This is a genomic window from Planktothricoides sp. SR001, from assembly GCF_001276715.1.
GTDB lineage: Bacteria > Cyanobacteriota > Cyanobacteriia > Cyanobacteriales > Laspinemataceae > Planktothricoides > Planktothricoides raciborskii.
The window spans coordinates 142,664-156,207 of the sequence record NZ_LIUQ01000005.1; the positions used below are offsets into that span (position 1 = coordinate 142,664).

The 13,544-nt window shown below is 42.6% G+C and carries 9 protein-coding genes; 4 read left to right on the plus strand and 5 right to left on the minus strand.

The window, feature by feature from the left end:
- Positions 1–31: 31 nt before the first annotated feature.
- From radC to AM228_RS04955, 3 genes are all read right to left on the minus strand, one after another.
- Positions 32–763 carry a DNA repair protein RadC gene (gene radC / locus AM228_RS04950; RefSeq protein ID WP_054464997.1) on the minus strand — a complete coding sequence of 244 codons (732 nt, stop codon included), beginning with the start codon at positions 761–763 and terminating at the stop codon, positions 32–34.
- A gap of 176 nt (positions 764–939) precedes the next feature.
- Positions 940–1,254, minus strand: a complete 315-nt coding sequence (locus AM228_RS29185) for a hypothetical protein (protein ID WP_156331544.1) — start codon at positions 1,252–1,254, stop codon at positions 940–942.
- Positions 1,255–1,331: 77 nt separating this feature from the next.
- Positions 1,332–2,225: an Hpt domain-containing protein gene (locus tag AM228_RS04955; RefSeq protein ID WP_054464998.1), complete on the minus strand. Its 894-nt coding sequence runs from the start codon at positions 2,223–2,225 to the stop codon at positions 1,332–1,334.
- A gap of 637 nt (positions 2,226–2,862) precedes the next feature.
- On the opposite strand from AM228_RS04955, the gene AM228_RS04960 reads away from it, so the two are divergent.
- The gene (locus AM228_RS04960) at positions 2,863–4,932 is read left to right on the plus strand and encodes an FAD-dependent oxidoreductase (protein ID WP_082348746.1); all 2,070 of its coding nucleotides are present in this window, start codon (positions 2,863–2,865) and stop codon (positions 4,930–4,932) included.
- Between the two features lie 114 nt (positions 4,933–5,046).
- Here the strand turns inward: AM228_RS04960 and AM228_RS04965 are convergent, their stop codons facing one another.
- Both AM228_RS04965 and AM228_RS04970 read right to left on the minus strand, forming a co-directional pair.
- The gene (locus tag AM228_RS04965; protein ID WP_054464999.1) at positions 5,047–11,964 is read right to left on the minus strand and encodes a translocation/assembly module TamB domain-containing protein; all 6,918 of its coding nucleotides are present in this window, start codon (positions 11,962–11,964) and stop codon (positions 5,047–5,049) included.
- Between the two features lie 403 nt (positions 11,965–12,367).
- Positions 12,368–12,562 carry a hypothetical protein gene (locus AM228_RS04970; RefSeq protein ID WP_156331545.1) on the minus strand — a complete coding sequence of 65 codons (195 nt, stop codon included), beginning with the start codon at positions 12,560–12,562 and terminating at the stop codon, positions 12,368–12,370.
- Between AM228_RS04970 and AM228_RS04975 the strand changes: the two genes are divergently transcribed.
- The 3 genes from AM228_RS04975 (at position 12,556) to AM228_RS31885 (ending at position 13,367) form a co-directional block, all read left to right on the plus strand.
- Complete coding sequence (locus AM228_RS04975; RefSeq protein ID WP_054465001.1) at positions 12,556–12,843, plus strand: hypothetical protein; 288 nt, start codon at positions 12,556–12,558, stop codon at positions 12,841–12,843. The genes AM228_RS04970 and AM228_RS04975 overlap by 7 nt on opposite strands.
- Positions 12,844–12,937: 94 nt before the next feature.
- On the plus strand, positions 12,938–13,135 hold the full coding sequence (locus tag AM228_RS36655) for a tetratricopeptide repeat protein (RefSeq protein WP_072160655.1): 198 nt from the start codon (positions 12,938–12,940) through the stop codon (positions 13,133–13,135).
- Positions 13,136–13,172: 37 nt separating this feature from the next.
- On the plus strand, positions 13,173–13,367 hold the full coding sequence (locus AM228_RS31885) for a hypothetical protein (RefSeq protein ID WP_156331546.1): 195 nt from the start codon (positions 13,173–13,175) through the stop codon (positions 13,365–13,367).
- Positions 13,368–13,544 lie beyond the last annotated feature (177 nt).

A 13,544-nucleotide genomic window follows, 5' to 3' on the forward strand; every position in this document is an offset into this window, starting at 1 on the left:
TTAATTAAAAATAGTAGAACTTCCCGGTGCTCTATTCCCCTTGGGGATATTGTTCCCATAAATCACAAATCAGCCGCAAACTTTGATAATTTCCCTGACCTAAAATCAAATGATCCAAAATCGGTACTTGTAAATATTGCCCCCCTTGTAACAAATGACTGGTTAGGTCAATATCTTCGGGACTGGGTTCTAAATTTCCCGAAGGATGATTATGGGCAATAATGATTCGCGAAGCCCCTTGACGCAACACTTCCCGGAAAATTTCTCGCGGATGGGCCAGGGTTTCCGTTGCTGTCCCAATAGTCATTACTTTTGTGCCAATTAGACGATTTTTTACATCCAACAATAACACCGCAAACTTTTCTTGGGCTTGCCACATTAAATCATGGGCTAATGCTGCTGCTGCTTTATCTGGGTCATCAATAATTTGTCGTTCTGGAGGACGAGAATAAAACACTCGTTTGCCCAGTTCCACTGCCGCTAAAATTGTGGTGGCTTTAGCAGGGCCGAGTCCGGGAATTTCGGTTAATTCTTGCACCGTCATATCCCGGAGAAGTTCCAGGGGGTCGCGTTGGTTTTCGCTTAATTTCTGTAAAATATGCTGTCCTAAACCTACCGCCGATAATTTTCCTTGCCCTTGACCCGTGCGTAAGAGAATGGCAATTAATTCAGCGGTGGATAAAATTTTTGGGCCATAAGCCATTAAGCGTTCTCGCGGTCTTTCACTAAGCGGTAAATCTGCAATTCTGAGGCTATAGGTCATGGCAGGACAGCAAGATAATTGTTGGTTGTTGGTTGGTTGTTGTTGGTTGTTGTTGGTTGTTGGTTGTTAATTGCCAATTATATCGTAGGGCGACACAGATTCTCATTATATTTTTATAAGAGTATTTTCGCAGAATTTGGGTAAATTGTCAATAGGAAAATCTATTTTTTTCAGAGTTATTGATAGGATGTTCTCTCCAAGGTGCAGAGGAGTGGAGGGGCAGAGAGGGTGTAGGGTGTGGGGTGTGGGGTGTAGGGGGAAGCCGCCGTCGTGTAGGGTGTAGGGTGTGGGGTGTAGGGTGTAGGGGGAAGAGGAAAGAGGGTGTAGGGGGAAGCCGCCGTCGTGTAGGGTGTAGGGTGTAGGGTGTAGGGTGTAGGGGAAGAGTGAATAGTGAATAGTGAATAGTGAATAGTGAATAGTAAATAGTGAATAGTGAATAGTGATATTTCTTTTGTACGGGCGAATTGCCATTCGCCCCTACCACTTTTCACTTTTCACTTTCTTCCCCCACACCCAACAACCAAAGAATCCCTACCCAAAGAATCCCTACCCAACAACCAACAACCTCTTACATACTTTTCACCGCTTCCGCGAGTAATTTGACCAGCGTTACCAGTTGTTTTTTCTTAAATGCGCCTAACAAGGCTTTCGCAGCAGCTTTGGGTTCTAGGTCGATCGCTATTTGGTTTTCGCCTAAGCCCTTGGCAGGACCCGCTAGTTGGACGAGGACGGGACTAGGCCCGATCGCATTGGTTTGACCCAAAACCACTAAATCACTGGCCATTTTTAGTTCTTTGATGATTACCGGGGCTAAGGTGGGGTAGAGGTTATCTGGATTGGCGATCGCTTGACTCGCTGCTTTGACAATTTTTTGCCAAGGTTCGATAGCGAGTTCCTTGTCTAATTCCGCTAATTTTGTACATAAATAACCCAATTTTTTCCGGTTAGCATCAGTGGCAGTTTGTTTAAAAATTTGCAGCATTTCTCGCAAAAATTCCACAGCTTTTTCTCCAAATTCTGGATCGATTCCTTCATCTTCAGGAACACCAATTAATTGATGCAGGTATTTTTCTAAATCGATAAAAGCCGGTTCAGATTCTTTAACAATCCTATTACTTTGTTCGTCACTCAGCCCTTCAGGACTCGCCAGGTGATTGAGTAAGTCCCGCAGGGTATCAAATCCTTTTAAAAATAACGTTTCTAGTTTTTGATTCGCCTCAATGGGGTTTTCTTTGAGAATTTTAAAAGCATCCTCTAAGCGGTGGGCTGTTTTTTGAATGCTGCTAAATCCTAACATTGCTGCACCGCCTTTCACCGAATGAGCAGCGCGAAATAATTCTTGTAAGGTTTCGGGATCTTGCATTGTTGCGTCTAAATCCAATAACCCTTTTTCCAAGGTATCGAGGTGTTCTTTGGCTTCCTCGATGAAATACATCATAATCTGTTGTTGTCTTTCGTCCACGGCTAAGTCTCCGAAATCTACTAATATTTACACTCAATTTACACTCAATATTAATTAAATTAGGCAGAAAATTAGGTAGAAAATTAGGCTGATAATTAGGCGGTAATTTTCTGCGGCCATTTGATCGCGAGATTGCTTCGCAACACTATCGCGAGATTGCTTCGTAACGCTATCGCGAGATTGCTTCGCAACGCTATCGCGAGATTGCTTCGCAACGCTATCGCGAGATTGCTTCGCAACGCTATCGCGAGATTGCTTCGCAACGCTATCGCGAGATTGCTTCGCAACGCTATCGCGATCGCCTTGGGGTAAAACTCAGGTTAAAAAAGACCAGAAAAATACCTCGGCACGATTGCTTGATGACTGACTCTAGCTTAACGGTTCTGACATTCTTTACACCTGATTGTTAGAATTAGAAATTTCAATGCTTGCTTAGGGCTATTGTAAGCAAAAATTAAACACATATGACTGACGGATTTACCCCAAATGTAGAGTGGGATTCCCGCCGCCAACCCATATAGATAGCGTTTAATGGGTATAGTTGTGGAAATGCTGACCCTATGAACATTTGGCGACAAGTTGCGTCTAGCCCTGGATACCAGACTATTTCAGAAAATTCTCAGACTACCGATAGACTATGCAGCAAAAAGACGCAGCTAAAAGACTCAGGGGTCATCAAAGCCGCATTTCATGGGGCTTAACTGTGTGTTTGACCATCACTTCTTTCGGACTACCCACAGAGGTGGCAAAGGCGACTCCACCGAGAAACCCCGATAAAGAGGAAACTTGTGAAATTCTAGTTGTCGGTGGGGGACTAGCAGGGGCTGCTACAGCTTATGAAGGCTTATTAGCCGGTCACACTGTTTGTATGACGGAAATTACTGATTGGGTGGGGGGTCAAATTTCTTCCCAGGGGACTTCCGCTTTGGATGAACGCCCGACCCAACGACAAATGCTGTATTATCAACGCGGTTATCTGAAGTTGCGCGATCGCATTCAGCGACACTATGGCAAACTTAATCCGGGTCAATGCTGGGTTAGTGAATCTTGTTTTCTGCCGGAGGATGGCCATAAGCTGCTGATGCGGGTGTTAAAAGAGGCAGAGAAAAAGGGCAAGGGCAAGCTGAAATGGTATCCCAACACGGTGATTAAAGATTTGGATATCGCTAATTCTCAGATTAGAAGCGCGATCGCCATTCAACACCGACCAGCCCAGGGTACACCACCGTTGAATACTCTGCCCCTTTCCCAAACCATTGAAGACTCTTATCGTTACGAAAATTCCCGGCTATTCGATAAAACCATTATCCGCTTTGTCCCCCAACCGCCCAAGGTCAAACGCGGTCAAACCCCACCCCCTCGCCCCGCAGACTGGTATGTGGTGGAAGCCACGGAAACCGGGGAACTGATTGCCCTAGCTGATGTCCCGTACCGCTTAGGCATTGATCCGCGATCGGCCTTTGAACCCTCTTCTTCTAGTGTCAACGGCGATCCTTATTGCACCCAAGGGTTTACTTATACCTTTGCTATGCAAGCCACCAAAGACCCCCAAGACCATAAATTGCCAGATTTTTACGAACGCTATGCCCCTTATTACAGTTATGAATTACCTCGATTAGCCAACTTTAACCTGGTTTACACTTATCGGCGGATTTGGAGTGCCAAACATCACAAAAATCTGCCCGCAAATGTCCGGGAATGGCCGATTAATCCTGGGGATATTTCCATGCAAAACTGGACTTGGGGCAATGACTACCGACCGGGTACGTCTCAAGATAACTTAATTTATACCCGCGACCAACTCGAAGCTACAGGTCAGCTTGAACCGGGCGGCTGGTTGGGGGGACTGCGGACGGAAACCCTGGCAGCGGGTGAAGAACACGCCAAAGGTTATTTTTATTGGCTGGTGACTGGAACTACTGACTCCCAGTTAGGGGATGGGGTGAAAAAGCCTTATCCTAATCATCGGTATATGAGTGGCTATGATTCCCCAATGGCTACGGCGCATGGCTTGTCAAAGTATCCTTATATGCGCGAAGGCAGACGGATTATTGGTCGCCCTTCTTGGAGTCATCCTGATGGCTTTACTCTGTGGGAAATTGATATTTCTCGCCAAGATTATAGTAATGAGTTTTATCGCGTGAATTTGCTGCCAGAACAGTTCCGGCAGTTAAAAATTGCTTTGGCTGGTCTGGAAATGGCTGGTGCTATTGGGGGCGCTAAACCCCTGACGGAAATTACTAAGCGATCGCGATCGACGATTTTCCCAGATACGGTGGGTATTGGCCATTATGCGATCGACTTTCATCCCTGCATGAGCTTCTCCCCAGCAGAAGCCCCAGGCAATACGGAACGGGAAGGCGAACGCCAAGGTCAAGGGAACGCTTATCCTTTTGAAGTGCCTTTGCGTGCTATGATTCCCCAAAAAATTGACAATATGCTGGTTGCAGGCAAGAGTATCGCCACCAGTCATGTAGCCGCCGCCGCTTATCGGGTGCATTCCTTTGAATGGTCTGTGGGCGCTGCGGCGGGAACCACGATCAATTTTGCGATGGAAAAGGGCATTTTACCTTATGAAATGGTGGATGAATTGCCCCGCAAAGAACCGGATTTAGAATTATTACAACGGCGGTTAGAAATGAATGGTAATCCGGTGATTTTCCCCGATACTTCCATTTTTAATAATTCTTGGGAAAACTGGAGATAGTCGCCTGATCGGAAACTGTGAATCATGGGGCGGGTTTCCAACCCGCCCGTAGTAAGCGAGAAAAGAAATCCGGTTTCTGAGTCTCCCGTTCCGCAACTAGGTTTTGGTCGCCGTTTAAAATCGAATCTTATACTCAACCTCAAACTGTTGATAATTATAATCATAAGAAATTCCCAAAAACGATTGTTCATTAATTTGATAAATTCCTTCAATTGTGGGATAAACTCGTAAATCTTCTAACCCAATCTTGCGACCATTTTTTGTCACCATATCTTCCAAGGTAAACTGCAACTCTTGGACATAAGGTTTAACGATAAAGTTATTAATCGCTAATTCTAACCATTCTCGACTGGATCGATTTGATAAATCTCCCGGAAGTCGTTGAATTTCTTCTAAGGTGGTTAAAAATTTATTGCCTAACAGGGAAATAATTTCACTCTTATTCCGACTAGGAATACTCGTGAGTTCCACCAAATCCAGCAGTTGAGAGTTACTATCCATTGCGGCTAAAAGTTCACTAGATCGCCCTTTAATAGTTAATTGCACATTAATTTGATCTGGTCGGGCAGAAAACACTAAAGGATCCGCAATTTCTGATTCTGAATCGGGGAGACGTTGTTCGCTAGATTTCTCTAACACCACCGTTCCTAACTGAATATTCAAATTGGGATCTAACCCCCAATCTGGGGAAAATTCGACAATTTGCTCGTAATTCCGAGTCACAAAAAACTGACTGCTAAATAAATTAATTTGTCCCCGGACTAACTGAATTATGCCATCGGGCTTTAAGTCATATAAGGATCCATTGACGGTTAAATCCCCGGTAATCCTAAAATCAAATAACGGCCAGTTCTCTAATTCAAATTTATTGCCTAAAATAATTCTAAAGTTATCTAAGATGGGGACAATAGGCGGTTCTTTTTCCTCTAATGTGAAAGTTGCTGATGTGGTTTCGTCTCGTTTGGGAACAGACGCTTTGCCATCATATAACCGAATTTCACCGCCAATGATCGGGCGAAAAATTGCTCCGGCGATCGTCACTTCACCCCCTACTTTTCCTTTATAAATATTTTCTAGATTAATTTTGCCCTCATTCAGGGAAATGGTCATCGGATACTCTAAGTCTGGATCGTCAGAACTCAGGGGTTCTAAGATGGGTAACACTCCTTGGGCGGTTAAAATACTGTTGGCAAATGTCCCGGCAAATTGATCGATGCGGATCCGTTCTTGGTCAAAGGCAATTTGACCATTGATAGTTAATGCTTCATCTAAGGTAGCGGTTTTGAGGACAGCATTTTGAAAGGTCATTGCCCCAGTTGCTTCTAACTGTTTTAAGATTCTATTTTCTAAGTCTAGTTTACCTTTGGCTGAGAGTTTAATGTCTCCTTCTCCAGATATCCATTCTAGTTGTCTTTGGGTGAATAAATTTAACAGCGCGATCGCCTCTGTACCGATATTCAAATTGAGCGAAACCATGTCGTTTTTTCCGGGGACAGGGGGAACCGGGACACTGCCAAACACTTGTAATGACGACGGCTGAGTCGTGGCAAAAAGTAACCGTTGATTAGATAGGGAAAAAGTGCCAAATACCCGATCGACTGCTTGATCATTAATCTCCCCTTCGGTTAAAGAGATATCTCCCCGAATTTGCGGATTATTAATCGTTCCTGCTAATACCGCATTTGCGTTAATATTGCCATCAATTTTCACCCCTGGTATTTCGACAAAATTACGCAAAGTATCCAGAGAAAGTTTCTCCATTTGAAATTTTCCCGTGGTGCTTTCTAGCCCTAATTTGCCCACAAAAGAAATTAGCGTGTCCCCAAACTCCACACGCATGGGCTGCACCGTAAAAAACCCATCTTTAAAATTTGCTTGAACAATCACTCTATCAATGGGAATAATTTTATAATCTTGGATTTTTATTCCTGTTTCACCCACTTCAACCACTGGCGGTTTGGTGCGCCACTCTAGGTTTTGGGCTGCTACTTTTAAGTCAAATTGGGGATTTTCTACAGTACCCGCAATTAAGATATCCGCTTGATAACCGCCGCGAATATCGATTAAATTTGGTGGCGAAGCTAATTTAGCATCTTCAGCATTTCTTTGCAAAAGTGCATTAATTTCGGCAAAGCGACGTAGCTGATTGATCAGTGATTCATTGGGCAGTCCTCGCGAGGCGGTTTGTAAATTTCCTGAGTCAGTATTGGGGGATTGGATATTTCTAATTAGGTCTTCAAAGCGATACCAGCTAAAGGTGTTGAGGATATCTTCTACTTGGGCAACATTGGTGGTAATTTTACCGTTAATTGCCCTGGTATTTAGATTGACTCCCCCTTCAAATTCATATTGACTTTGCCCCAATTTAAGATATCCTTGGGGAATTTGGCCAATACCATCTTTATAAGCAAAGTTGGTGGCGAATTCTTCGGCTTGAATATAGCCTACGGATGGTTTAGTAATTCGCAAATTTCCCGAACTGGCTAGGGTAAATAAGTTAATGCCTAAATTGGCGCTGACATTCCCCCCAACGGTTCCCGTAATTCCATAGTCAATGGCGGGGGCTATATTTAACACCCCTAGGGAAAATTCTTCTAGGTTCAGATTAAAGCGATCGCCTTCACGGTTGCCGTTAATAATCAGGGTATTTTCTGCGTCTAACCCTAGTTTTACTGCTAAGGCAACCGGCAAATATGGCAGCAAGCATTCTGGCTGATTACAAGCGGCTAATTGGGCAGATAAAATATCTCGTTTTCCTTTTAAGGCGATCGCCACTTCTTTGCCCGTCTGAATATTTAACTTTCCGGCTAATATAGGGTCTAATTTAAATTCATTTACGGCTACATTTTCCCAACGTAAATCGCTGATAAATTGCAGATTTCCCGGTGATAACGGGTCAGAAATTAAATTTTTACCTTCTAAGCGGCCATCAAACGAAATCTGTCCTTGGGCGACCACTTGGGGGGGCAAATTCACAGGTAAGGTATTTAAATTAGACCGAACCATTAACTCTAATTGCAATTGGGAAACATCAGGATTGGTGATTAAATCGGTCAATACTATTGACCCTTTAGCTTTTAAGGATTGATCGCCCAATTGTGCCGATACATTTTGCAATTCAATGGCTACAGGTTCAGCGCCGAAAGCGAATAAAGGGGCGATTTTTCCGGCTAAATTTGCTTGACTATTTAACTGGAATTTATCGGGGTTTAATTCTAAAAACTGATTTTCTAATACTGTTGGGGGTAAGAAGGCAGCAAATTCTAATAGTTGAATATTGACCGTATTGATGGCAGTTTGCCATTGATTTTCCCTGACGGTAGCGATCGCACTCACCCGACCTTGGGCGATCGCCATATCCACATTGCCATTTACCTGGATATCTCGCAAGGTTTCATGATTTAAGGCATCAATGCCTGCGATCGCTATTTTTTGGGCGGCGGAAATTAGCGGGTTTACTCCAGCAGACAGGGTAAATCCACTGGCAAATATAGTGATAGGAATGGGCAGTTGTGGGGATAATTTAGGGAGATAAATTTGGTCAGAACTTTTTGCCGACGCCAATAAAGAACCAGCATTTAATCGCCCTTCAACGTTGATGCGACCATCGCCCACGATTAAATCCATATTTACATTGGCATCAAGCCCACGAAAATCTTGAGTTTGTGGCAATAATAACAGCGATTGTAAAGAGGTGGCTAGGTTAAATTGTAAGCTATTTACCCCTACTGGTAGTGGTAAATTAGGGAGAAATGCTGCGAGATTAATTTTTTCTCCATTACCGCGAACTTTTACTCCGTCAGCATTTAACTGGGCTTTAGTGTTAATTAAACTATCAGCCACCGCTAAACGAATATCCGTATTAATGTTAATTCCGTTTAAGCTATCGGCGGGGGGTAATTCTTGACGGGCGATCGCTTCTTTGGACTGATTCGCGGCATTAATTAAAGCCGCTAAAGATGAGGAAAGATTTGCCTGTAATACCAGTAATTTTACGTCAGCTAATAACTCAGGCAAGAAACCGGGTTTCTCCAAGAAACCCGGTTTCTTAACAACCAACGACAATACATCAATTTCTGTGGTATTTAAAGCCGCGTTGACTTTGCCAGAATTAATCTGGGCTTGGGCATTGACTAAACCATCAGCAATGGCTAAACGAATATCCGTATTAATGTTAATTCCGTTTAAGCTATCGGCGGGGGGTAATTCTTGACGGGCGATCGCTTCTTTGGACTGATTCGCGGCATTAATTAAAGCCGCTAAAGATGAGGAAAGATTTGCCTGAATTCCCAGTAATTTTACGTCAGCAAAGAAACCCGGTTTTTCCAAAAAACCGGGTTTATGAAGCTTTACAAGCAAGGAAGCTACATCAATTTCTGTGGTATTTAAAGCCGCGTTAACTTTGCCAGAATTAATCTGGGCTTGGGCATTAACCAAACCTTCAGCAACTTTTAAACGAATATCCGTATCAAGGTCAATGCCAGTTAAACTATCGGCGGGGGGTAATTCTTGACGGGTGATCGCTTCTTTAAACTGATTCGCGGCATTAATTAAAGCCGCTAAAGATGAGGAAAGATTTGCCTGAATTCCCAGTAATTTTACGTCAGCTAATAACTCAGGCAAGAAACTGGGTTTCTCCAAGAAACCCGGTTTCTTAACAACCAACGACAATACGTCAATTTCTGTGGTATTTAAAGCCGCTTTGACTGCCCCAGAATTAATCTGGGCTTGGGCATTAACCAAAGCTTCAGCAACTTTTAAACGAATATCCGTATTAAGGTCAATGCCGTTTAAATTTAACCCAGTGGGTAAACCTTCATTTGTCGATTTAGCAGATATCGCCGCATTAGTTAAAGATGCGATCGAAGCGGAAAGATTAACTTGGCTACCCAGTAAAGTAATTGGGATGGGCAATTGTGGAACAATTCTCGCTAAATTAATCGCTGAAGTTGTGACCCCAGCTTTGACCAAACCAGAATTAATTTCCCCTTGAATATTCACTAAACCATCGGCAACTTTTAACCCTAAATTAGCAGATGCTTGAATCGCCCCAGGGCCTAAATTATCTAAACTACCGGATAATTTTATGTCACCTGCAAGTAAGGTTAACGGCAGTGGGGGATTAAATTGATTAGTAAATCGACTTAATTCAATTTGACTAATAGCAGCAGAGGCGGAAATATTGCCGCGATCAAGTTGCCCTTCTCCCTGAATTGTTCCCCCTTCTATATTTAAGCCCAATTCACCGGAAGCCGCGATCGCTTTTGGGTCGGGGTTGTCTAAAGAACCGGAGGCTTTAGTGTTAGCATTGGCGATCGCTAATTTTATCGGTACAGGCAAAAATGGATCGAGAGTAAATGAAGCGGCAGCCATAGAAAATTGCCATTTTTTCGTTTCTAAATTGCCATTTCCCGCCAGAGTTATACTACCATCACCGAGTGTTAAGAAGGTATTCCGCAAGCGGACAATTTTATCGCGAAAAATGATTTCACCAAACCCGGAAAGGGCGATCGCTAAGGGATTATTTGGGTTGGGGACGCTAATTTCCGCTGCCGGTAATCGCCAATTTAAAGATGCTTCTGGGTTATCCGCAGTCCCGCGAATTTTAGCGGCAGTTTTCATATTACCGATCGCCAGTTCTGGGGGCAAATTGTATGGAGAGGCGATCGCATTTATCGGCAAATCAGCCCCAAAATCAAACGCTAATTGAATATCTTGGGGAGACTTGGACGGGAATTTCACCTCACCCTCTCCAGTAATTTGTCCTCCAGCTAGAGGTAAAATCCGCAATTCTGTCAGAGTAAATTGTTGTAAATCAGCCAAAAAATTTAGAGAAATTTCCTCAAAATCTACGCGGTCGATTCGCGTATTTCTAATCGCTTCGACTTTCCCGACAACTTGTGGATTTTTTAAAGGCCCGGTAACTTGCAAATTAACCGCCATATCCCCGTCTAAAAATATCGGAGAATCCACTTGGGCAAGTTCTAGGAGACTATTCAAAGAAAACGGATTCACATCTACGGCTACATTAAACCCTTGGTTTAAATCCACTTGACCGGAAACTTCAGCGGCGATCGCCCCTAAACTAGCTTGTAAATCTTCCAGTTTCACCGTTTGACCTTGGAAACGTAGTAAACCATTAGCCAAAAGTTTCTCCGGTAAAATATCCCCATTCACCTCAATTTCTCGAAAACCCAGAGATCCCAAAACCGTGGGTAAGTCCTGAAATGATGGCAAATTAACATCTAAATTTGCGGCTACCAAACCATTGGTCAAATTAATCGGCAAATCAGGAATAATCGGGTTTAAATCTGTCAGGGCAAAATTATCGATTCTAGCATTAACCTTACTTTCGCCTGTTGCCAGAAACGTTTGCCCTTTAACCGTTACCTTGCCGGTTTTAATACCCAAATTAACATCATATTTTGCCTGTTTAAATTTTTCCGATAACTGAGTTTTTAAATCAATATTTACCGACAACGGGGTGGTTTTGCCCTTGGCCAAAAGCACAATTTGGGCATCAGGAATTTTAATGGTGGTGGGGATTTCTATAGGCAAAGGTTTATCTTCGGTAGTGATATTTAGATCCAGCCAAGCCCCGGACTCATCTTGTTCTATATATGCATTAACTTTTTCTAAGGTAATTGTTACAGGTAGAGAACGTTTTAACAATAGTGGCACAATATTAAAACCCACTTTTACCCCTTCAATGGAGAGGCGATCGGGGTCACTATCCGTCGGAGGCATTACAGACCGACCAAACCGGATACTATTCAGAGAAAATCGTTCGACGCTGCCTAATTCGACGGGTCGATTCACAATTTTAGTCATCTGTTCCGATACCAGAGGCACCAGCTTTTGGGTGATAAATAGATAAGCCCAAACAGTAGCCCCCGTCCCCAATGCCACCAGAGAAAACATAATGGCAATGGTCGAGGGTCGTTTTACCCAAAACAGAAAACGAAACCAAAAACTCGAAAGCTTTTGGGCTTTTGGATCTGGGGGTAGATTGGGTTTAGGATCATCACTCATCTGTATTACCTGTCACAGACCTGCCATTAGCCGCGTTGATTACAGCGTTTCTTTAATATAGACCATGCTCAAAGGATTTAGGATCCGGGTTGTCAGCCCATACACCATCAGGGGTTTAGATCGCCCTCGGTATCGCCCCCGGTATGGGCGCATGGGTTCGTCGTCTTTGCAAAAATTAAAATAATATCCCTAGGATTATCCCTAGAATCAATACCATGAAAATGTTTCAATAATTCTCAATAATTATGCAAAAAGTTTCAACCAACTGACCAAATTTTAGACTTAATCCCCCATTGAGGTTCTAACTCTTGGCCAAATTTGGGGTAAAGTATTCAGTATATCCAATCGCCGAATTGTCTCTTGTCATTGTCTCTTGTCACCGAGTGGCTACAAAGAAGGAAAATTATCTAATGGATAGTGAAGAATTGAGCGATCGCCTCTCAAAACCATCAGAAAGATAAAAATCAAACACCACAAAACCCCGATCGCCCAGACCTGGTTGTCGCCCCAAGGGTTTGGCGTTATCACCAATATTTTTCTCGCTTTTCAGACAAAAAAACCGCAATTTCTGATCAAAACGAATCAAAAAATTTGCCATCTCTAGAAAGTGGCTTATCCTCGGATGCTGAAGACACCGATGATGTCTTATTGTCCTTAACAGAGTTCCAACAGCTAATTGCCCAAAAAAAGCAGCAAGGAGTCAAAGACACCAGTTTGAGTATTTTATATGCCAACATAGGGAAAATTTACCAAAATAGATATCAAACTAGAGTGCAACGGTGGGAATATCGGGACTATTTAAAAGAACAAGCGTTAGCAATTAAATACCTTGAAAAAGCGATTACCTCGCAAAAAAATTGTGTCAAAAAATCGAAGTAGCTGATATCTTGAATCTTACGGGGTTAATTTACTACCAAAAGCAATATCAAGAAGTAGAACTATTTGCCAATATTGAGTAATTATAAAGAGGTTTTTGGGAGAAAATAATCTGGACTTAGCCGCTTCTCTAAGTAACTTAGGTATGGTGAATCACTGCCAAAAAAGATATAGAAACGCGGAACCACTTTTATCGCAAGCTTTAGGGATATTTAAGCAAATTTATTTCGGGAGAGAATCATCACGATGTAGCCAGTTATCTGAACAAATAAGCAAATCTTTATTATTCCCATAATTAGTATCAACAAAACGAACTTTGATTAATTAAAACCTTGAAAAATTTTTCAGCGATTACTGGGGTAAAATCATCCAAATGTGGCGCGATCGCTGAACAACTTAGAAATGGTTTACTACTACCAACGGGGGTTTTAAGCCGCCGAAGCGCTATATCGGCAAGCCTGGAAAATCTATCAAAAAATTCTGGGCGATCGTCATCCACATACGATAATTTTGTCGGTAAAATTTAACCAAAATTATGGATTAAATTACATCATAAAAACAATTAAAATTTTTATTTGTTTAGATTATTGCTATATTTTATATTTTAACTTAGTAATAGAAGAAAAAAATATCGAAAAAAGAACTGATAATTAACTTACTTTGTGTCCTTCGTGTCTCTGTAGTGAATAATTTATTCTCCCAAA

Bases quoted from the DNA above. Each gene is read 5' to 3' on its own strand.
- radC (WP_054464997.1), bottom strand. From the start codon at position 763: ATGACCTATAGCCTCAGAATTGCAGATTTACCGCTTAGTGAAAGACCG.
- AM228_RS04960 (WP_082348746.1), top strand. From the start codon at position 2,863: ATGCAGCAAAAAGACGCAGCTAAAAGACTCAGGGGTCATCAAAGCCGC.
- AM228_RS04970 (WP_156331545.1), bottom strand. From the start codon at position 12,562: ATGGCAAATTTTTTGATTCGTTTTGATCAGAAATTGCGGTTTTTTTGT.
- AM228_RS04965 (WP_054464999.1), bottom strand. From the start codon at position 11,964: ATGAGTGATGATCCTAAACCCAATCTACCCCCAGATCCAAAAGCCCAA.